Source organism: Jeotgalicoccus huakuii, from assembly GCF_036665975.1.
GTDB classification, from domain to species: domain Bacteria; phylum Bacillota; class Bacilli; order Staphylococcales; family Salinicoccaceae; genus Jeotgalicoccus; species Jeotgalicoccus marinus.
In genome coordinates, this window is record NZ_JAVIYN010000003.1 from 25,731 (window position 1) to 47,051 (window position 21,321).

Annotated in this window: 27 protein-coding genes; 1 reads left to right on the forward strand and 26 read right to left on the reverse strand. The window is 38.7% G+C overall.

The features are described 5' to 3' along the window. Positions 1-181: 181 nt before the first annotated feature. The gene (locus tag V6E76_RS02070; RefSeq protein ID WP_166626934.1) at positions 182-607 is read left to right on the forward strand and encodes a YwpF family protein; all 426 of its coding nucleotides are present in this window, start codon (positions 182-184) and stop codon (positions 605-607) included. Positions 608-645: 38 nt separating this feature from the next. On the opposite strand, the gene fabZ is transcribed toward V6E76_RS02070, so the two are convergent. From fabZ to fsa, 26 genes are all read right to left on the reverse strand, one after another. Continuing rightward, positions 646-1,083 carry a 3-hydroxyacyl-ACP dehydratase FabZ gene (gene fabZ / locus V6E76_RS02075; RefSeq protein ID WP_026865993.1) on the reverse strand — a complete coding sequence of 146 codons (438 nt, stop codon included), beginning with the start codon at positions 1,081-1,083 and terminating at the stop codon, positions 646-648. 8 nt (positions 1,084-1,091) lie between these two features. Further along, complete coding sequence (locus V6E76_RS02080) at positions 1,092-1,280, reverse strand: DNA-directed RNA polymerase subunit beta (protein WP_026865994.1); 189 nt, start codon at positions 1,278-1,280, stop codon at positions 1,092-1,094. Between the two features lie 12 nt (positions 1,281-1,292). Continuing rightward, positions 1,293-2,585, reverse strand: coding sequence for a UDP-N-acetylglucosamine 1-carboxyvinyltransferase (gene murA / locus V6E76_RS02085; protein WP_026865995.1), 1,293 nt, complete (start codon positions 2,583-2,585; stop codon positions 1,293-1,295). 69 nt (positions 2,586-2,654) lie between these two features. Then, a complete protein-coding gene (locus tag V6E76_RS02090) occupies positions 2,655-2,885 on the reverse strand; it encodes a DUF1146 family protein (RefSeq protein ID WP_198687390.1) in 231 nt (76 codons plus the stop codon). A gap of 51 nt (positions 2,886-2,936) precedes the next feature. Beyond that, a complete protein-coding gene (locus V6E76_RS02095) occupies positions 2,937-3,341 on the reverse strand; it encodes a F0F1 ATP synthase subunit epsilon (RefSeq protein WP_026865997.1) in 405 nt (134 codons plus the stop codon). 16 nt (positions 3,342-3,357) lie between these two features. Next, complete coding sequence (atpD, locus tag V6E76_RS02100; protein ID WP_026865998.1) at positions 3,358-4,773, reverse strand: F0F1 ATP synthase subunit beta; 1,416 nt, start codon at positions 4,771-4,773, stop codon at positions 3,358-3,360. 21 nt (positions 4,774-4,794) lie between these two features. Beyond that, positions 4,795-5,670 (reverse strand): ATP synthase F1 subunit gamma, encoded by an 876-nt coding sequence (gene atpG, locus V6E76_RS02105; protein WP_026865999.1) that lies wholly within the window; start codon positions 5,668-5,670, stop codon positions 4,795-4,797. Between the two features lie 26 nt (positions 5,671-5,696). After that, positions 5,697-7,205 (reverse strand): F0F1 ATP synthase subunit alpha, encoded by a 1,509-nt coding sequence (gene atpA / locus V6E76_RS02110; protein ID WP_026866000.1) that lies wholly within the window; start codon positions 7,203-7,205, stop codon positions 5,697-5,699. 15 nt (positions 7,206-7,220) lie between these two features. Beyond that, positions 7,221-7,763 carry a F0F1 ATP synthase subunit delta gene (locus V6E76_RS02115; protein WP_247348558.1) on the reverse strand — a complete coding sequence of 181 codons (543 nt, stop codon included), beginning with the start codon at positions 7,761-7,763 and terminating at the stop codon, positions 7,221-7,223. Then, positions 7,763-8,281 carry a F0F1 ATP synthase subunit B gene (locus tag V6E76_RS02120; protein WP_026866002.1) on the reverse strand — a complete coding sequence of 173 codons (519 nt, stop codon included), beginning with the start codon at positions 8,279-8,281 and terminating at the stop codon, positions 7,763-7,765. The genes V6E76_RS02115 and V6E76_RS02120 overlap by 1 nt, the downstream gene beginning before the upstream one ends. Before the next feature lie 99 nt (positions 8,282-8,380). Further along, on the reverse strand, positions 8,381-8,596 hold the full coding sequence (gene atpE / locus V6E76_RS02125) for a F0F1 ATP synthase subunit C (protein WP_026859255.1): 216 nt from the start codon (positions 8,594-8,596) through the stop codon (positions 8,381-8,383). Between the two features lie 46 nt (positions 8,597-8,642). Continuing rightward, entirely contained in the window at positions 8,643-9,377 is a 735-nt protein-coding gene (atpB, locus tag V6E76_RS02130) for a F0F1 ATP synthase subunit A (RefSeq protein ID WP_026866003.1), read from the reverse strand. Between the two features lie 4 nt (positions 9,378-9,381). Further along, a complete protein-coding gene (locus V6E76_RS02135; protein ID WP_026866004.1) occupies positions 9,382-9,750 on the reverse strand; it encodes an ATP synthase subunit I in 369 nt (122 codons plus the stop codon). Positions 9,751-9,868: 118 nt separating this feature from the next. Continuing rightward, on the reverse strand, positions 9,869-11,008 hold the full coding sequence (wecB, locus tag V6E76_RS02140) for a non-hydrolyzing UDP-N-acetylglucosamine 2-epimerase (RefSeq protein WP_166626937.1): 1,140 nt from the start codon (positions 11,006-11,008) through the stop codon (positions 9,869-9,871). Between the two features lie 19 nt (positions 11,009-11,027). After that, entirely contained in the window at positions 11,028-11,657 is a 630-nt protein-coding gene (gene upp / locus V6E76_RS02145; protein WP_026866006.1) for a uracil phosphoribosyltransferase, read from the reverse strand. Positions 11,658-11,719: 62 nt separating this feature from the next. Then, entirely contained in the window at positions 11,720-12,955 is a 1,236-nt protein-coding gene (glyA, locus tag V6E76_RS02150; RefSeq protein ID WP_247348561.1) for a serine hydroxymethyltransferase, read from the reverse strand. 16 nt (positions 12,956-12,971) lie between these two features. After that, positions 12,972-13,520, reverse strand: coding sequence for a TIGR01440 family protein (locus V6E76_RS02155; RefSeq protein ID WP_026866008.1), 549 nt, complete (start codon positions 13,518-13,520; stop codon positions 12,972-12,974). After that, positions 13,489-13,917 (reverse strand): ribose 5-phosphate isomerase B, encoded by a 429-nt coding sequence (gene rpiB, locus V6E76_RS02160; RefSeq protein ID WP_026866009.1) that lies wholly within the window; start codon positions 13,915-13,917, stop codon positions 13,489-13,491. The genes V6E76_RS02155 and rpiB overlap by 32 nt, the downstream gene beginning before the upstream one ends. Positions 13,918-13,979: 62 nt before the next feature. Further along, entirely contained in the window at positions 13,980-14,390 is a 411-nt protein-coding gene (locus V6E76_RS02165; protein WP_499797695.1) for an arsenate reductase/protein-tyrosine-phosphatase family protein, read from the reverse strand. Continuing rightward, entirely contained in the window at positions 14,383-15,432 is a 1,050-nt protein-coding gene (locus V6E76_RS02170; protein ID WP_247348565.1) for an L-threonylcarbamoyladenylate synthase, read from the reverse strand. The genes V6E76_RS02165 and V6E76_RS02170 overlap by 8 nt, the downstream gene beginning before the upstream one ends. After that, complete coding sequence (prmC, locus tag V6E76_RS02175) at positions 15,425-16,279, reverse strand: peptide chain release factor N(5)-glutamine methyltransferase (protein ID WP_247348568.1); 855 nt, start codon at positions 16,277-16,279, stop codon at positions 15,425-15,427. Before prmC ends, V6E76_RS02170 begins: the two co-directional genes overlap by 8 nt. Continuing rightward, positions 16,266-17,345 carry a peptide chain release factor 1 gene (gene prfA, locus V6E76_RS02180; RefSeq protein ID WP_026866013.1) on the reverse strand — a complete coding sequence of 360 codons (1,080 nt, stop codon included), beginning with the start codon at positions 17,343-17,345 and terminating at the stop codon, positions 16,266-16,268. Before prfA ends, prmC begins: the two co-directional genes overlap by 14 nt. 100 nt (positions 17,346-17,445) lie before the next feature. Then, entirely contained in the window at positions 17,446-17,706 is a 261-nt protein-coding gene (locus V6E76_RS02185; protein ID WP_026866014.1) for a type B 50S ribosomal protein L31, read from the reverse strand. A gap of 115 nt (positions 17,707-17,821) precedes the next feature. Then, positions 17,822-19,114, reverse strand: a complete 1,293-nt coding sequence (gene rho / locus V6E76_RS02190; protein WP_370545427.1) for a transcription termination factor Rho — start codon at positions 19,112-19,114, stop codon at positions 17,822-17,824. Positions 19,115-19,274: 160 nt separating this feature from the next. Next, entirely contained in the window at positions 19,275-20,546 is a 1,272-nt protein-coding gene (murA, locus tag V6E76_RS02195; protein ID WP_166626939.1) for a UDP-N-acetylglucosamine 1-carboxyvinyltransferase, read from the reverse strand. A 34-nt stretch (positions 20,547-20,580) separates the two neighbouring features. Further along, the gene (gene fsa / locus V6E76_RS02200; protein ID WP_166626940.1) at positions 20,581-21,222 is read right to left on the reverse strand and encodes a fructose-6-phosphate aldolase; all 642 of its coding nucleotides are present in this window, start codon (positions 21,220-21,222) and stop codon (positions 20,581-20,583) included. Between the last annotated feature and the right edge of the window lie 99 nt (positions 21,223-21,321).

The window sequence follows — 21,321 nt, forward strand, 5'->3', positions numbered from 1 at the left end:
ACCCTTCCTGTTACCAATGTAAGTGAGGATGAAATATTCTGCAAAAAGCAATAATTTCATTTCCGCTTAGAATAATATACAATAATGACAAAAGACCACTTAAAATATAGCAAGAATTCAAAAATAGTAAATTTTAGCATACGAAAAAAGATAATTTGTATTTTATGAAGGGGTAATCAAAATGAAATCATTTAAGGTGATTGATCTAAAAATTATTCAAGAACAGAATTTTATCGTTCCAGAAGTACTAGATGGTGTCATCATTAACTTAGAAGAAGGCGAGGAACCATGGATTATTGAGATTGTGACCTCCAGTCATCTATCATCAGTGCTCACCAAATTAAAAGATCAACAACTTGATATGATGGTGACAATTACTAGACCGACCAACACACCAGCAAAATTTTCAGCTACTTTAATGGATATTCATGATAAGGAAGATAAAACCTCAGTTATTTTTAAAGGGGCGATAGTCACTCATGGTCCAAACTATGCTGAGAACCTACTTGCCTACCTTGTTGAAAAAGGGTATGAAGGTGAGTCTCTCATTAACGAATTCAATGTTCGTATGGAATCAAAAGAAGATTTTGAGAAAGAAGAGGAATAAAAAAAAGCGTATGACAACATTAAGTCATACGCATTTTTCTATTCACTTTTAACATCTGATATCGCAAATGTAATCTCACATTGGCAAGCAATTTCACCGTCTACTTTGGCAACAGCAGTTCCTTTACCAATTGGACCACGAATCTTCGTAATTTCTACGTATAGGTCAAGTGTGTCACCTGGTGTGACTTGTTTTTTAAAACGGCACTTATCTATACCAGCAAAAAAAGCCAGTTTCCCTTTATATTCCTCTTGTTGTAACAGTGCAACGCCACCAACCTGTGCTAATGCCTCAACAATTAACACACCAGGCATTACTGCATATTCAGGAAAATGACCTTCAAAGAATGCTTCATTACCTGATACTTGTTTAATTCCTCTACAGCTTACACCAGGATCAACTTCCGTTACTCTATCAATAAGTAAAAATGGTGGTCTGTGAGGTAAAATCGCTTTAATTTGATCATATGTCAGCATTGCTGTCGTCAACCCCTAGTCAAGTTAATGATATGTTCCCATGTTTCTATTCTAAATACACCAAACGGATTATCTAATATGCCATAGCCAATCATTAGGCCTAAAAAGATAAGCACAATAGCAACATATAGAAACAGTAAAATTCTAACTAACAATGGGAATCTACGGTGAACGATTTTTTGTTCTTGTTCTGCCATAGTATTACCCCTCTACTTTGATGTCACCAAATGCTCTATAGAAGTACTATCATCTGTACGTTCGATATCCGCACCTAGTGCTTTAAGTTTTTCATGGAAACGGACGTAACCACGATCTAAATGTTGAAGTTCCGATACGACAGTATAGTCTTTTGCAGCAAGTCCTGCAAGTACTAAAGCAGCACCCGCACGTAAATCAGTCGCTTTTACTTGAGCGCCAAATAACTGTCCACCACCACGAATCACTGCGTGGTTATCTTCTAACGTAATGTCAGCATTCATTGCGGAGAATTCTCTAACGTGCATGAAACGATTCTCAAATATTGTTTCTGTGACGATACTCGTACCTTCAATCGTCGTTAATAAAGCCATCATCTGACTTTGCATGTCTGTTGGGAAACCAGGATGTGGCATCGTTTTAATATCTACATTTTTATATGTGTCAGCTGGAATAAGGCGAACATCATTGCCTTCTTCAACGAATGTAATGCCGATTTCCTCTAGTTTTGAAACGACTGCAGATAAGTGTTCAATGACTACATTCTTTAAGGTAATTTCACTTCTAGTAATGGCACCAGCAATCATAAAAGTACCAGCTTCTATACGGTCAGGAATAACTGAATGCTCAGTCCCTTTCAAGGATTCAACACCTACAATTTTAATGTGTCCAGTTCCTGCACCAGTGACATGACCACCCATTACATTAATGTAATTTGCTAAATCTACAATTTCAGGCTCCATTGCAGCATTCTCTAAATGAGTAACGCCTTCTGCTAAACTCGCAGCCATCATTAAGTTCTGAGTCGCCCCAACACTTGGGAAGTCCATGTGAATTTTTGTTCCTTGTAGACGACCATCAATTTTACCTTCGATGTAACCAGCAGTCTGTTGGAAAGACGCACCCATCTTTTCTAGACCTTTAATATGTTGTTCAATCGGTCTTGAACCAATTGCGCAACCACCTGGCATCGCGATATTACAATAGCCATAACGGCTCAGTAATGGTCCCATTACGAGCATACTTGCGCGCATTTTACTGACAAGTTCATATGGTGCGATGCAGGTAAGTTCACCTGAAGCGTCAATTGTAACTTGATTTTTACCTCGTTCTACTTTTGCGCCTAAAATTTTATTTAAGTTAGTTAATGTATCTACATCTGATAATTCTGGTACGTTTTTAATAATTGACTGTCCCTCTGATGCTAATAGAGATGCTGCCAAAATCGGTAGTACTGCGTTTTTAGCCCCTTCTATTTCAACGGAACCAGATAGCTTGTTACCACCTTTAACTATAATCTTTTCCATCTTCTCACTCCATAAATTCTCTACCACTCATGTCAATAATACGTTGTTAACACTGCCTTTGTAAAGCGATTAGCTAAACATAATAGCCGCCTCTTGAGTATATCTGAATACGTCCATTATAAAGTTACTTAGCGCTGTTCCAATCAATACACTGAGCAAGATCATTAACATTCGTCCACGAGCGACTTCTCCTTGCTTGAAGAGTACTTCAAGCCTCACTCCTTTTAATACCCAAAATGCGAGTATTATACACAGGAAGTGAAGAATTATATGCATAAATGCAAGTTCAGAATAACCCATAGTTTAATCTCCTTTAAATGAAAAAAAGACTGGATTATCCAGTCTTTTAGTTTAATATTTTGAAACCTCTAGGCGATTTACTGCACGGTGAAGTGCAAGTTCTGCGCGGTACTTATCAACGCGCTCGTCCTGGGCACGATTTAAGAGTTCTTCTGCTCTTTTTTTCGCTGCCTCAGCACGCTCTGTATCAATTTCAGCAGAGAATTCGCCAGCTTGAACAAGTACTGTGACTTGTTCTGGTTTGATTTCAGCAAAGCCTTCAGTAACCGCTAAGTACTCAAACTTTCCATCAATCTTAACGCGAAGGACACCTATTTTAAGTGGTGTAACTGTAGGAATGTGTCCTGCCATCACACCAAGTTCGCCCTGTACAGTTTGAAGAACCACAATCTCGCAGTCTTCTTCATGAAAGACAGAACCATTAGGAGTAACTACATCCAGTGCAATTGTTGCCATGATTTACCCTCCCGTTTTAGACTTCCGCACCTTGTTGACGTGCTTTTTCAAGAACATCTTCGATGCCGCCTACGAGACGGAATGCATCTTCCGGAACGTGGTCGTATTTTCCTTCTAAAATCTCTTTGAAATCCTGTACAGTTTGTTTAACTGGTACATATGAACCTTTTTGCCCTGTAAACTGTTCAGCAACGTGGAAATTCTGACTTAAGAAGAACTGAATACGACGCGCACGTGCGACTGTATTTTTGTCTTCATCAGATAACTCATCCATACCAAGGATTGCAATGATATCTTGCAACTCACTGTATTTCTGAAGTGTCTCTTGAACGCCCCTAGCTACATTGTAGTGCTCTTCTCCAACAATGTTAGGAGAAAGCGCACGTGATGTTGAAGCAAGTGGATCCACTGCTGGGTAAATACCCATTTCAGAAAGTTTACGCTCTAAGTTTGTTGTTGCATCAAGGTGAGCAAATGTTTGTGCTGGTGCGGGGTCAGTATAGTCATCGGCAGGTACGAATACCGCTTGAATTGACGTTACTGAACCAACATTTGTTGATGTAATACGTTCTTGTAACTGACCCATTTCAGTTGCAAGTGTAGGTTGATAACCAACCGCTGAAGGCATACGTCCAAGAAGTGCAGACACCTCTGAACCAGCTTGTGTAAAGCGGAAAATGTTATCGATAAATAGCAATACGTCCTGACCTTGTTCATCACGGAAGTATTCTGCCATTGTTAATCCTGAAAGTGCAACACGCATACGCGCACCAGGTGGTTCATTCATTTGACCGAAGACCATTGCAGTCTTCTCGATTACACCTGAATCTTTCATTTCGTAGTAAAGGTCATTACCTTCACGTGTACGTTCACCAACTCCGGCGAATACAGAAATACCACCGTGCTCTTGGGCAACGTTATTGATTAGTTCTTGAATAAGAACGGTTTTACCTACACCGGCACCACCGAACAACCCAACTTTACCACCTTTGGTATAAGGGGCAAGTAAGTCTACTACTTTAATTCCAGTCTCAAGAATCTCAGTTGAAGTAGATAATTCATCGAATTTAGGTGCTAATCTATGAATTGGGTCACGACGCTCACTGGCTGGGATTGGTTCACCTAAATCAATATTTTCACCAAGGATGTTGAATACACGACCTAGTGTGTTTTCGCCAACTGGTACAGAAATTGGCGCACCAGTATTAACAACTTCAGCACCACGACGTAAGCCATCTGTTGAACTCATCGCAATCGTTCTAACAATGTTATCACCGCGGTGAAGCGCAACTTCTAAAGTCAGTGAGATTGGTTCTGAACCGGCAATGTCAATTTTTACAGTAAGCGCATTATTAATTTCAGGTAGTTCGCCTTCGTTGAATCTTACATCAACAACTGGCCCCATAATTTGGACTACTTGACCTAAAGCCATTTAATTTCCTCCTAATCTCTTTTATTCTAATGCAGAAGCACCGCCAACGATTTCCGTAATTTCCTGGGTAATCGCAGCTTGTCTTAAGCGGTTATACTGCAGTGTAAGATCGCCAATAAGTTCCTTGGCGTTGTCAGTTGCTGCTTTCATTGCTGTCATACGGGCTGCATGCTCACTCGCTTTCGCATCAAGTAAAGCACCATATATTAAGCTCTCAGCATACTGAGGTAAAATTGTTTCAAGAATTGATTCTTTATCTGGTTCAAATTCGTAACTTGCAAGTGCTGATTCTTCACTTTCAGTTTGAATATCGCGCTCTGTTAGTGGAAGCAGCTTTCTTACAGTAATATCTTGTTGTAAGACGTTTACGAATTTATTATACACAATGTACAATTCGTCAATATCTTCATTAACGAATTCGTTTACCGATTGGCTCGCAATTTCTTTAACGCTTGCGAAATCAGGCTGATCCGGTAGGCCAAGTCGATAGTTCGTTATATCAAAACCACGCCCTATTAAAGTCTCATAGCCAATTTTACCGAGGACGAATAGATCATATGAATCCGGATTATTGTCGTGTTTCTTGGCAACTTCTTGTGAAATTGCTTTGACAACATTACTATTGTAAGCCCCTGCTTTACCGGTATCACTTGAAATAATGATGTAACCCGTTCTCTTAATTGGTCTCTCTTCTAACATAGGGTGTGAGCTTTCATTATCGCTAGCAGCAATTCCTCTTACAGTTTCTTGGATTTTATCCATATAGGGTTGGAACTGTTTCGCATTTTGCTCCGCCCTACTAAGTTTAGAGTTTGCTACCATGTGCATTGCGCCTGTTAATTGACTCATCTTTTTCGTTGAGCCAATCCGGCCTTTAATTTCTCTTAATGAAGCCATGAATTCACCACCTTAGTCTTACTTAATTAGTTAGAAGGGTTAAAGAGCTTTTTAAAGCTGTTGATTGCTTCGTCAAATGCATTTCCGTCTGGTAACTGTTTAGTATCAGCGATTTGCTTCAATAGTTCCGGTTGATTTGCATCCATCCAGCTTAGGAATTCAGCTTCAAAACGAGTCACATCTTCAACAGGTACATCATCTAAATAACCATTAACGAGTGCAAATAAAATTGCAACTTGTTTTTCAACTTTTAACGGTGCGTTTTCCGGTTGTTTAAGTACTTCAACAGTACGTGCACCACGGTCAAGTTTCGCTTTAGTTGCTTCATCTAAGTCTGAACCGAACTGAGCAAAAGCCTCAAGTTCACGGTAAGACGCTAAGTCTAGACGTAATGTACCGGCAACTTTTTTCATTGCTTTAATTTGTGCAGAACCACCAACACGTGATACTGATAATCCGGCGTTGATTGCTGGACGTACACCTGAGTGGAATAGATCACTCTGTAAGAAGATCTGTCCATCAGTGATTGAGATAACGTTTGTTGGAACGAAAGCACTGATATCGCCAGCTTGTGTTTCGATGAATGGTAGTGCTGTAATCGAACCGCCACCTAAATCGTCATTTAATTTCGCTGCGCGTTCTAAAAGACGACTGTGTAGGTAGAATACGTCACCTGGGAAAGCTTCACGACCTGGCGGACGACGTAATAGTAAAGATAACTCACGGTAAGCAGCTGCTTGTTTAGTTAAGTCATCATATACGATTAGAACGTGTTTACCATTGAACATGAATTCTTCTGCCATTGATACACCAGCATATGGTGAGATGTATAGTAATGGCGCTGGATCTGCAGCACCTGCAGTTACAACAATTGTGTAGTCAAGCGCACCGTTTTTACGTAGCGTTTCTACTGTTGAACGTACTGTAGATTCTTTTTGTCCAATCGCAACATATACACAAATCATGTCTTGATCTTTTTGGTTTAAGATTGTATCAATCGCGACAGTCGTTTTACCAGTTTGACGGTCACCGATAATTAATTCACGTTGTCCACGACCAATTGGTACTAGCGCATCGATTGCTTTAATACCTGTTTGTAGTGGCTCATCAACACTTTTACGATCCATAACCCCTGTTGCTGGGCTTTCAATAGGTCTCGTTTTACTTGTGTTGATTGGCCCTTTACCATCTATTGGTTGACCAAGTGGGTTTACAACACGGCCAATAAGTTCTTCACCAACAGGTACTTCCATAATACGTCCTGTACGTTTAACTTCATCGCCTTCTTTAATGTCGTCACTTGGCCCAAGAATTACTATACCAACATTATCTTCTTCAAGGTTTTGAGCAAGTCCTAATACTCCACTAGGAAACTCAATTAACTCTCCAGCCATCGCATCGTTTAAACCGTGAGCAAGTGCAATACCATCACCAACCTGGATTACAGTACCAGTGTCTGTGACTTGCATGTCCTTGTCATAGTTTTCAATTTGACTTCTTAAGAGAGCACTTATTTCGTCAGCTTTGATTGCCATGAAAATGTCACTCCTTTAGCTATTCGTATGTTCTTTAAAATTATTTCTGATGCCTTCAAGTTGATTCTGTACTGAACCGTCGTATACTTTCGAACCGATAAGTACTCTTACACCACCAATGAGCGTCTCATTGATATTGTTTGTAATGAGCAGTTTTTCATAGCCTGTTTTATCGATAAAAATCTGTCCAAGCTGATCTAGCTCTTCAGTGGAAAGTTTATATACAGATTCTACAGTCACACGCGCCTGATTATGTTGTTCATCATATAGATGAAGGAATTCACTGTAAACTTCGTCTACTAATGAGACGCGATGCTTATCCGTTAAAATCCTCAATAAGTTCAAAAGCAGTCTGTGACTATCTTTAAATGTTGTCTCGATTACATTCTTTCTATCTTCAATAGATACTTTAGGGTTATTCATGAATTCTTTAAAGCTCTCAACTGAAGCGATTGCTTTAGTCACTTCAAAAAAATCATTTTTAACTTCTTCTAAAACATCTTCTTTTACCGCTACTTCATATAATGCATTGGCATATTGTTGACTCGCTCTTGCCATTATTTATCGCCCGCTTCCTGTAAATACTTAGAAACAAGGCCTTTTTGATCTTCAACATTGAGTTCTTTTACAATCATCTTCTCTGCAATAAGTACAGATAGTTCAGCTACTTGATCATTGATATCTCTGACTGCTTGTTCTTTCTCACGCTCAATATCAACTTTCGCTTCTTGAATCATCTGTGTCGCGCGAGTTTGAGCATCAGTGATAATTGCTTCTTGTTCTTTCTTCGCTTGACCTTTGGCATTTTCCATCAGTTCAGAAATTTCTGCTTGTGTTTGTTTTAACAATGCATCGTTCTCTGCTTTTAAGCGTTCTGCCTCAGCTTTTCTTTGTTCTGCAGAATCTATATCGTCATGAATTAGCTGTTCGCGATCATCCATGATTTTTTTAACTGGTTTCCAAACGTAATATGAAAGCACTAAAAGTAATGCTATGAAACTGACTAACAAGACAAATGATGTGCCGACTGCAGTACCCATACTTTCACCAGCAGCACCTAAAATTAATAGTTCCACCTATGTACACTCCTTTCAAAAAAGTCTTTTCACCTGTAATTATTTACATAATAAGATGGCGAAATCTTTAAAGTAAGACTTCGCCTTTTATAACGACTCTTAGAACGTGAACATAAGTAAGAATGCAATAACGATCGCCATGATTGGAACGGCCTCAACAACCCCGATACCAATGAACATAATCGTTTGTAATGGACCACGTGATTCAGGTTGACGCGCAACACCTTCTACAGTTTTTGAAACAACCATACCGATACCAAATGATGCGCCAAGAGCGGCTAAACCTGCTGCAATACCAGCTGCTAGTAAATTCATAAAATATTTCCTCCTAGAAATTTAAATAATTAGTTTTTATTATATATTAATGATCATCGCTCACCTTATGTGATAGATAAACCATTGATAACATTACGAATATAAATGCCTGAATTGCACCTATAAATACTTTGAATCCTTGCCATACCATCATCGGAATAAATCCTAAAGCACCTAACACGCTACCGCTCACTACTAAATTAAGTAGTAACAGAAGTAGGATTTCCCCAGCGTAGACGTTACCGTAAAGACGTAAACCTAACGTTAAGTTATATGTAAATTCTTCGATGAATTTGATTGGTGCTAACCACCACATCGGTGTAACATACTGTTTTAAATAGCCGCCGACACCTTGTTGCTTCACGCCGTAATAGTGTGTCAAAACAATCATCAAGCCTGCCAATGTCAGTGTGACTACTGGATCAGCTGTCGGTGATTTAACCCACAATGTGTGATCTGCATCTGGTGCGATAAACGTAAATGGTATACCAATTAAGTTTCCGACTAAAATAAATAAGAACAGTGTTAATGCTAAAAAGTGGAATTGTCCACCATCTTTCCACGACATGTTACTCTTGATGATTCCTTTGACAAAGTTCATCAGCGCTTCGACAAGGACTTGCCCTTTACCTGTAGGTCTTACCGCGAGTTTTCGCGTCATGAAAAACAGTGTAAAAAATATGACTAGACATGTGATGATAATCATCAAGGAAGTTGCAAGTTCAAAAATGATTGGTATCCCAAATAAATTAAGTTCCAAGGTTGGACTTCCGTGTTCCATTTCTTCACCTCTTCCGTTTATAAAGTTCAAGTACTGCACGCCAGACAATCAGCGCATAAGTCAGTAAGAGTCCGACTAACATACCAAAGATATTAATATAGTCGGGGAATCTTACCCAGATTAAACAGAGTGCAATGACGACGAGCATGCGCGTCAAAGTCCCTGTCTTCACCCTTTCACCATTGCTCTCTTGTGCCACTTTTAAATGATAAAACCAACTATATGATGTAAACATCGAGCCAATTATACCAAGTGATAAACCTAGAAAAAACGGTGAAAATGTAAATATATAAACAATAGTACTGATTATAAAAAGTACTATTAAATATTTCAAAAAGAGCTGAAAATAGCTTTTAAAAATTTGTGATGTCATGGTTACTCCCTGACTAAATGTAAAAGTTGTGAAAACAATTACATGCTCTAATAATTTTATCGGAGTGTGTTTTTTGTGTCAACAAAATCTCAGAATCTTAACATGTTGTTCACAATTACTAATCGTTTACAGAGAAACTGATAGGTTTTTCTTTTAGTATTCCATAGTAATACTTAATATTGTCACATATTCTTCGTGATGCTTGCCCATCTCCGTATGGATTTTGAGTTTGAGCCATGTTGTTATATTTCGCTTCATCAGTTAAAAGCTCTTTGGCTAATTGGTAGATATTTTCCTTATCAATACCAGCAAGTTTTAGAGTCCCTGCTTTGACACCTTCAGGGCGTTCAGTTGTATCTCTTAAAACAAGGACAGGTTTACCTAGTGAAGGCGCTTCTTCTTGAACCCCACCAGAGTCTGTCATGATTAAATGACTCTTCGCTGCAAAGTTGTGAAAATCTAAAACATCTAATGGCTCAATCAACTCAATTCGGTCATGTCCACCTAGATATTGATCAGCAATTTCACGCACTTTAGGATTCTTATGCATTGGGTAAACGACAGTAACGTCTTCAAACTCATCCACAAGTTGTCTAACCGCTCCAAAAATGTTGTGCATTGGTGTACCAATGTTTTCACGACGGTGTGCAGTGAGCAATACGACTTTGTTATCTTTATGTTTTTCAATAATTTCTGAATGATAGTCATCATTAACAGTAGTCTTTAATGCATCGATTGCTGTATTCCCTGTAACTGAAATACGTTCCGCATCTTTCGCTTCATTTAATAGATTTTGACGGGCATCATCAGTCGGTGCAAAGTGTAAATCTGCTAAGACACCTGTCATTTGACGGTTCGCCTCTTCAGGGAAAGGTGAATATTTGTTATGTGTACGTAAACCTGCTTCCACGTGACCGATGTCTACTTCGTTGTAGAATGCAGCAAGAGAACCTGCAAAAGTCGTCGTTGTATCTCCGTGTACTAAAATCATATCAGGTTTTACTTCTTTGATTACTGATTCTAAACCATTAAGAACACGCCCTGTTACTTCAGATAAAGTCTGACCAGCTTTCATAATATTTAGATCATAATCAGGTGTGATTTCAAATGTTTCCAATACTTGGTCCAGCATTTCTCTATGTTGTGCCGTGACTACTACAATAGGTTCAATACTTTCATCTTTTTTCATTTCTAATACTAGAGGCGCCATTTTAATGGCTTCAGGTCTAGTACCAAAAATAGTCATTATTTTTTTCATAGCAATCTCCTAGATTTAATTATCGTGTGCCGAATAAACGGTCTCCCGCGTCGCCAAGTCCTGGTACGATATAACTCTTCTCATTTAACTTTTCATCAAGTGCAGCAATATATATGTCTACATCCGGGTGCGCTTCTTTTAATACTTCAACGCCTTCTGGCGCTGCGATTAAACAGATAAAACGAATCTTAGTCGCACCATGTTTTTTAATAGCAGTAATCGCTTCTACTGCAGAAGCACCTGTCGCTAACATTGGATCGATAACAAAGATATCTCTATCTTCAATATCACCCGGGAATTTAGCATAGTACTCAATCGCTTCTAATGTTTCTGGATCACGGTATAAACCGATGTGTCCAACACGGGCAGATGGAATAAGTTTTAAAATACCTTCTTGCATACCGAGTCCCGCTCTTAGGATTGGTACAAGACCCAATTTTTTACCACTTAATCTTTTAGCCGTTGTTTCTTGTACAGGTGTCTTTACTGTGACATCTTCTAAAGATAAATCTCTCGTAACTTCGTATGCCATTAGCATACCCACTTCATCTACGAGTTCTCTAAATTGTTTTGTCGAAGTTTTCTCATCACGTATGTAAGACATCTTATGTTGAATTAACGGATGATCCATTACTTGTACTTTAGACATATTACTTCCTCCACTCCAGAAATTAACCGGATGATACCATCCGGTTTATATTATAACTTACTTTATTTATATAGTGGATACTTTCCTGTCAATTTTGTTACCTTATCCTGAATTCCATCAAAACTTTCCTCGTCTTTAAGGCGAGTTAAAGTTTCTACTATAATATTACCGACTTCTGTCATATCTTCTGTTGTGAATCCTCTTGTTGTCATTGCTGGTGTACCCAGGCGAATACCACTTGTAACGAAAGGTGATGCTTCGTCAAATGGAATTGTATTCTTGTTTACTGTAATTCCGACTTCATCTAACGCTTCTTCAGCTGCTTTACCAGTCAGACCAAACGCATTTACATCAACGAGTACTAAGTGGTTATCCGTCCCGCCCGATACGATACGTAAACCACCCTTTTCAAGTGATGTCGCTAAGGCTTGTGCATTATCAATCACTTGTTGCTGGTATACTTTAAATTCTGGTTGTAGGGCTTCACCAAAAGCAACAGCTTTAGCTGCAATAACATGCATTAATGGTCCACCTTGAATACCAGGGAAGATTGTTTTATCGATTATTTTTGCATACTCATCGGTAGTTAAAATAAGACCTCCACGTGGCCCTCTCAATGTTTTATGAGTTGTTGATGTTACAAAGTGAGCATGTGGAACTGGGTTCGGATGTAATCCAGCTGCAACTAAGCCAGCAATATGCGCCATATCTACTAATAGGAAGGCACCAACCTCATCTGCAATCTCACGGAACTTCTCAAAGTCCAAAGTCTTTGCATACGCACTACCACCTGCAACAATCATTTTTGGTTGCTCTTTAACAGCAACTTCACGTAGTGCATCATAATCGATTTCTTCAGTGTCTCTTGTCACCCCATAGGAAACAAAATTAAATAACTTACCGCTGAAATTTACTGGTGACCCGTGTGTTAAATGTCCACCATGAGACAAGTTCATACCAAGGATTTTATCCCCCGATTCTAACACACTGAAGTAAACAGCCATATTCGCCTGAGAACCTGAGTGTGGTTGAACATTAGCGTGTTCTGCTCCAAATATTTCTTTTACGCGGTCACGTGCAAGGTTTTCAACAACATCAACATGTTCACATCCACCGTAATAACGTTTTTCAGGATAACCTTCTGCGTATTTATTTGTTAATATTGACCCTTGAGCTTCCAATACAGCCTGTGAAACAAAGTTTTCACTAGCAATGAGTTCAATATTGTTATTTTGTCTATCCAGTTCCTTATTAATCACTTCTTGTACTTGTGGATCTTGATTGCTTATGTAAGACATAACTTACACCCCTTCATTATTTATAATGCGCTCTTGGTCCCCCAATAAGTTTCGGACGTGAACCCGCAATTGTTACAACTGCTTGGCCAACCGTTTTAACTGACGTGCGCACTGGTACGGCCACTTTCTTCATATGCATACCAATCATAGTTTGACCGATATCGATGCCGCAATCTGCGACGACACCTTCTACGACAACAGGGTCGTCAAGTTGTTGATACGCATATTCACTTAAACTTCCACCTGCATGTTTGTGAGGGACAACCGAAACCTCTTCTAACTGTAAGGCTTCTAAAGTTTCTCTTTCAGTCGTCAAGGCACGGTTGATATGCTCGCACCCTTGGAATAATAAATGTAGATCTTCGTTTTTCGCTAGATTAGAAAGATGCTCATAAATAACAACTGCCGCTTCTTCAGAACTGCCTTTACCGATTGCTTTTCCGACAGTTTCAGAAGTTGAACAACCAATAACTAAGATGTTTTTATTTTTAAAGAAATCATTTTCTTTTAATTCAGAAGTGAGTTGCTCTAAATCATGCTTCAATCTTAGAAATTCGTCTTTCATGTCTACCACCCTCGAACTCAGTATTTAGCCATGTATCTACAATGTCTATAGCTAAGCCTGGACCAATGACCCTCTCACCCATAGCCAAGATATTCGAATCATTGTGTTGACGCGTTGCCTTAGCTGAAAAAGTATCGTGAACTAAAGCACAACGGATACCTTTTGTTTTGTTGGCAGTAATACTCATACCGATACCTGTACCACAAATTAAAATGCCCTTATCAAATTCACCATTAGCCACTTTTTCAGACAGTGGCTTGGCATAGTCGGGATAATCAACAGAGTCTGTCGATTCAGGTCCAAAATCAGTAAAGTCAAGATTACTGTCATTTAAAAATTCAACAATCACTTTTTTTAAGTTGACACCACCATGGTCTGATGCAATTGCTATTTTCATAAGCTCATCTCCTTGTCATTCATTATACCTGTACGTACAGATACTTTCAAAAATTAACTGAATTATAGCTCTATTTTATCGAGATAGGATTTCAACTGCTCAAAAACTTTTTCATATTGCGCGACTGTTCCCCCAAAAGGGTCTTCCACATCAACCTGCTCACCTGTTGTATATTCTGACAGTAGATGTACATTGGCTTGTGGGTTTACAGATAAAATCATTTCTTTATGGTGTGATCCCATTACCAAGAGTACGGAATCTGTTAACTCATCCTCAGTAAGTGGTGTAGGTTTGTCTGGTGAAATAAGATTGTTTTTCTCTATGATTGCTCGTGAGTTTTCACTCGTATCATATGCCGTAACAAATAGACCGCTTGAGTAAATATTTGCTTCTGGATACTTTGTCTTCATATAGCTTTCACAGAGCGGGCTCCTACAAGTATTTCCTGTACACACAAAAATTAACTTAGTCATTTTGAATCACTTCATTACCTGTTGCTTTATAGATACGGTTCATCAAACCTTCAGATTCAGAGACTTTATCAAACCCATGTATGAAGATTGTGTCCACATCTGATGTATCCATAATTCTCAAGGCAGCGTATAGATTCCTTGCCGCCTCTTTATACGATGTTGTATCCCTACATAAACTAATAAATTGAATATCATCACTAATAAAATCCCTACATGTCTCTGGTGCAATTACTCCAACCTTCTGCCCACGTTCAATAGGAAGTTTAGTGTTATTTGTAAACCCACCTTCTATTACAATCAATGGTTGACGTGGTGCATAGTGCTTATACTTCATTCCAGGAGAGATGGGTTTATCATCCTCACTATGGAAATTACCAACATCAGATTCAAGTACCGCTTCTAAATCCGTTCTCGTAATTGCACCTGGACGTGCGATACGGTAAGGGAATTGAGTGCAGTCTATAACTGTACTTTCAATACCAAAGTTAGCAGATTCACTATCAACTACACCGAAAACTTTATTATTTAAGTCGTCGATGACATGTTTTGCATTTGTTGGAGATGGCTTACCACTTAAATTGGCACTTGGTGCTGCTAGTGGCATATCTGCGTATTGAATAATCTTTCTTCCTACTGGATGGCTCGGCATTCTTACTGCTACTGAATTTAATTCAGCAACGGCATTAGAAGCTAAGTAATCTCCAGTTAAAGGTAAGATAAAAGAAATTGGACCTGGCCAAAATTGCTCCATAAGTTTCTTCACTCTGTCATCAAGTGGTGTTGTAAATGCTTCTAATTGAGAAATGTCATGGATGTGTATAATTAAAGGATTATCTCCAGGGCGTCCTTTAGCATGAAATATTTTGTGTATGGCTTCATGATTCCTTGCATCTGCAGCAAGACCGTAAACCGTTTCTGTTGGAATGGCTACAACTTCTCCGTAGGTGAATGCTGTTTTAATCTCTTCTAGTTTAAGTGCTAAAGATTCTTGTTCATTTGGATCTGTTAAGTCACTTTCATTTATTTTCCATACTTTAGTCATCATCTTCACCCCATGTAAAGTGTAATATTCTATCTTGCTCGTTTATATCTTTTATAATTACGGGATTAGATATCTGTTTTATATCTTTTACAAACTCGAGTAAGGGCGCTCCCTGTGCATATCCAATTTCAAAATACACCCTACCGCCTTTTGTTAACACGTCATCTAATGTCAATATCATTTTTTTATAAAGCGCGAGTCCATCATCATCTGCAAACAAAGCTTGGTGTGGTTCATATTCAAGTACTGATTGTGTCATGAGGTGAGTCTCGTCTTCACTGACATAGGGTGGATTAGAGATAAGGACATCAAACTGACACCTTGATTCCTTTAGAGGTGTTAATAAATCACCTTGTTTATAGGTGACTTCCACACCTAGATTCACTCCATTTTCTTTGGCTACACGGAGAGCCTCACTTGAAATATCTGTCACAGTCACCTTATTATTCTTCCAAGTCCTTGCCAAGGTTAGGCCAATTGCCCCTGTACCTGTACCAATATCAGCGACTTGTAAGCCATGATCACTTTCGTTTTTAAGGACATAATATACAAGCTCTTCAGTTTCTGGTCTTGGAATTAAAGTATCTGAGGTCACTTTAAAATAAGTGTCATAAAAGTAAGCTTCTCCAAGTACATACTGATAGGGTTCGTTCTTGATCACTCTGTCTATAACTTCCATAAAGTAATCATAGTCAGCTTGTGGCATAGATTCGTTTTCGTGAATCATCAATTGACTTAAAGTTAGACCAAACATTTCCTCTAATAAAATCGATGCAATCCGAGTCTCTTGTCCGGATATACTTAAAGAGGCTTCCGCCTCTTTAAGTACTTCTTTATATCGTTTCATTGTTTAACTCTTCTAGTTTAGAGGTTTGCTCTTCGATAGCTAATGCTTCGATAACCTCGTCTAAATTACCATCGATAATCTGATCTAATTTTTGAATTGTTAGACCAATACGGTGGTCTGTCACACGATTTTGTGGATAGTTGTAAGTTCTAATTCGTTCTGAACGGTCCCCTGTTCCTACCGCACTCTTACGTTTTTCGGCATATTCAGCGTGTGCTTCTTGTTGCATCATGTCATATACTCGTGCTTTAAGCACTTTCATTGCACGCTCTCTGTTTTTAATTTGTGATTTCTCATCTTGTGATGTCACAACTGTCCCTGTTGGTAAGTGAGTGATACGTACTGCAGAGTCTGTCGTGTTAACGTGTTGTCCACCAGCACCAGAAGAACGATAGGTATCAATTTTAATATCTTCATTGCGGATTTCAACTTCTACATCTTCAACTTCTGGCAACACTGCGACTGTTGCAGTTGATGTATGAATTCGACCACCCGACTCTGTCTCAGGTACACGTTGAACACGATGCGCACCATTTTCGAATTTCAACTTAGAATACGCACCGTTACCTTGAATCATAAAGCTGATTTCCTTGTAACCTCCGTGTTCACTTGCTGAAGCATCTACTACTTCAATGCGCCATTTCTTATCCTCTGCATAACGAGAATACATTCTAAATAAATCTCCAGCAAAGATTTGCGCTTCATCTCCACCTGCTGCGCCGCGGATTTCAATAATTACGTTCTTATCATCATTAGGGTCTTTAGGGATAATTAAGAATTTCAATTGCTCCTCTAATTTAGGTAGTTCATCTTCAGAAGTTGAAATTTCTTCTTCTAGCATTTCAACCATTTCAGGATCATCTGTCTCTTTTAACATACCTTTAGATTCTTCAATTGTTTCTAAATGTCCCTTATAAACACGGAATACTTCTACAGTCTCTTGGATATCACTTTGTTCTTTAGAGTATTTACGAAGCTTGTCCGAGTCGCTTACAACATCTGGGTCACTTAAGAGCTCAGTTAACTGTTCGTATCGATTTTCAATTATTTCAAGTTGATCAAACATAAGAATACGTCCTTTTCTAGTCACTTTTTCATTTATTAATTATAGCATATATTGCACACAAAAAAACTGCACTGAGACACTCAGTGCAGTTGAATTTAACTTATTGTTCGTTGCTTGATTTAAAACCGAATTTTTTGTTGAATTTCTCAACACGTCCATCCGCAGATGCGAATTTCTGACGACCAGTGTAGAACGGATGTGAATCAGAAGAGATATCTAAACGGATAACTGGGTATTCGTTACCGTCTTCCCACTCCATAGTTTCGTCTGAAGTACGTGTAGATCCGCTCAAGAATTTAAAATTCGTAGTAGAATCTAAGAAGATTACTTTGTTGTAATCAGGATGAATTCCTTGTTTCATAATTTGTCAGCTCCTTTGCCCTGAACCATCTGGAACAGAGTTATTTGTGGTTATCACCACGCATTACTTTGCCATTATACATGTTCAGCATATAAAAATCAATATCTCTTTTAGATTAGATTACAGGTTTACCTGTCTTCTGAGAACTAATCATACGCTCTCTTAAGATATCGAAAAACTCTTCATTTGTTTTAGCTGTCTTAAGAATTCTTAAGAAGCGTTCTGTAAAGTCCGGTGAGTCAGTAAAGAGATTTCTAAGCTGCCATAGAACATCAAGTTCTTTTTTATCTAACAAGAGCTCTTCTTTCCGTGTGCTCGAACGGCTAATATCAATGGCTGGATATACGCGTCTTTCACTCAATCTACGATCGAGATGCAGTTCCATATTCCCTGTTCCTTTAAATTCTTCATAAATAACATCGTCCATACGACTACCTGTATCAACAAGTGCGGTAGAAAGAATTGTTAAGCTTCCACCTGCTTCTATGTTTCTTGCAGCACCAAAGAAGTGCTTAGGTCTATGAAGACTTGCTGGGTCTAGTCCACCAGAAAGTGTTCGTCCAGACGGTGGAATAACTAGGTTATATGCACGTGCAAGACGCGTAATTGAATCCATTAAAATGATGACATCTTCACCCATCTCAACCTGACGTTTTGAGTGTTCAAGCAATAGTTCTGCAACTTTGACGTGGTGTTGAGGAGGTTCATCAAAAGTGGAATGTACAACCTCAGCATTTTCAACGGAACGCTCTAAATCCGTTACTTCCTCAGGACGTTCACCAATGAGTAGTATAAACAACTTGACTCCAGGGTGATTCTTCGTAATTGCTTGAGCAATCTCTTTTAACAGTGAAGTTTTACCTGCCTTAGGTGGTGCAACGACCATACCACGTTGACCAAAACCAATTGGCGTGACTAAGTCCATAATTCGTGTGGACAGATCTTCAGGTTTATTTTCTAAGTGGATACGTTCATCAGGGAAAAGTGGAGTAAGTGCTTGGAAATGCGGGCGTTTTTTAACTTCCTCAGCGTTATGTCCATTAATAAAGTCAACCTGTAAGAGACCATAATACTTTTCATTTTCTTTTGGCTTTCTTACCTTACCAGTAACCTTGTCTCCTTTTTTCAACTCGAAACGGCGAATTTGAGATGCTGAGATATAAATATCTTTTTCACCTTTAGAAAAATTGACCGTTCGTAAGAAACCATATCCATCTTGTTGGATATCATCGAGTATGCCTTCCATGTAATAGTTACCGTCTTTTTCCATTTCAGCTTCTAGAATGGCTAGGACTAATTCTTTTTTATTCAGTTTACTGTAGTTAGACAGCTTTAGTTGTTTGGCGCGCTCGGTTAAGGCTTTAGTGGTGTTGTTCTTATAAAGCGCATCAAACGTTTCATATTTCATATCCTCGGTCTTTTGGTTATCAGACAATATTTCCACTTCCATTACTAATTTTATATTACAGTCTCATCTAAAACATAATTATATTACCGTTAGACAGTAGCATTGTCAAAACTTTTATAAATATAAGCGCCGTAAGAATAAAGACTAGAATCCTTGGATTCTAGTCTTCCTCTTCTACTGTATCACGCCAAATATCTGCACCTAGTGCTTCAAGTTTCTTAACAATGTCTGCATAACCTCTGTCAATATGGTTTACATTGTGAATTGTTGTCACACCATCTGCAAGTAATCCTGCAATGAGTAGTGAAGCACCCGCTCTTAGATCACTTGCATATACTTCTGCACCCTTTAGGTCAGATGGGTAAATCAAGGCACTGCCACTTTTCTTGTCAATGTGGGCATTCATTCTCGCTAATTCATCAACATGTCTAAAGCGCGCAGGATAAATTGTCTCTGTTATCTTACTTACACCATCTGCTTTAAACATTAGTGGCGTAATCGGTTGTTGAAGATCAGTTGCAAATCCTGGATAGACTTGTGTCTTAATAGATACGGCTTTGTACGATTCCGGTTTATTAATGATGGCATAGTCATCACCGATTTCAATATCTACACCCATTTCCTCTAACTTAGAAGTGAGAGATTCCATGTGTGTTGGAATGATATTGTTTACTTTATAATACTTACCTGTCGCGGCACCAACAACCATATAAGTACCAGCTTCGATGCGGTCAGGAATAATATTATGCATTGTGCCATGTAAGGACTCAACACCTTCGATACGAATCGTGTCTGTACCTGCACCTTTAATATTCGCACCCATATTATTTAATAGTGAAGCGACATCAACAATTTCTGGCTCCTTGGCTACATTTTCTAGAGTTGTACGGCCTTCGGCACAGCTCGCAGCTAACATCATATTGATTGTTGCTCCAACAGACACAACATCAAAGAATATTTTGGCGCCCACTAATTTCTCTGCAGTTAAATACATTGCACCATGTTCATTCGTGACCTTAGCACCAAGGGCTTCAAAGCCTTTGATGTGTTGGTCGATTGGTCTAGGCCCGAGCGGACAACCGCCTGGCAAGCCGATGACACATTTTTTAAAACGAGATAGCATTGCACCCATCATGTAGTAAGATGCTCTTAGTGACTGTACCTTGTTGTTTGGTAACGGCATATTTACAGCTTCTTCTGCATTCACTTCTAAGGTTGTTCCATCTAATTCTGTTTTAATATTTAAGTCATTTAATAAACTCATCAGTGTCTTTACATCACTAATTTCTGGCAGTCCTTCAAGCTTTACAGAACCTGTACTTGCCATTAAAGATGCCGGTATAAGTGCGACTGCACTATTTTTGGCACCGCTGATGTTCACTTGACCTGTTAAATCAGCACCACCGCGGACTTTGATTACTTCTTTAGCCATAGCTTTAGCTCCTTGTCTTTGGTTTACTAAGGTCTTATTTTTGGTTCCAGTCATTAAGGAATTGTTCAATGCCTTTATCAGTTAAAGGATGTTTCGTTAATGTTTTAATAACTTTGTACGGTACTGTAGCAATATCTGCACCACGTAGTGCGGCGCCGTGCATATGACCTGAGTTACGAATTGATGCTGCTATAATTTCTGTGTCGATATCATGGACTGCAAAAATTGCTGCAATATCTTCGATTAACTGTAGGCCATCTAAACCGATATCATCTAATCGTCCAATGAATGGTGAAACATATGTCGCACCAGCACGAGCTGCGGTTAGAGCTTGTACTGTATTAAAGATTAAAGTGACATTCGTCTTGATTCCCTCTTCTGTTAATACTTTAACTGCTTTCATACCTTCTTCAGTCATAGGGATTTTAACAATGATGTGCTCGTGTAATTTAGCGAGTTCTCTACCCTCATTAATCATACCCTCTGCATCTAATGCAATGACTTCTCCACTTACAGGGCCATTAACAAGGTCACAGATTTCAACGAGTCTATCGTGAAAAGAAATATCTTTTTCCTTAGCTACTAGTGATGGGTTTGTTGTTACACCACTTAAAATCCCCCACTGATGGATTTCTTTAATTTCGTCCATATTTGCTGTATCTATAAAAAATTTCATTTTGTATCCTCCAAACAATTTTATGTTAGCTCCATTATAAGTTAAAGCTCATTAAAGTGACAATGCTTTACTATTAAAGGTTGATTTAAACTTGATTAA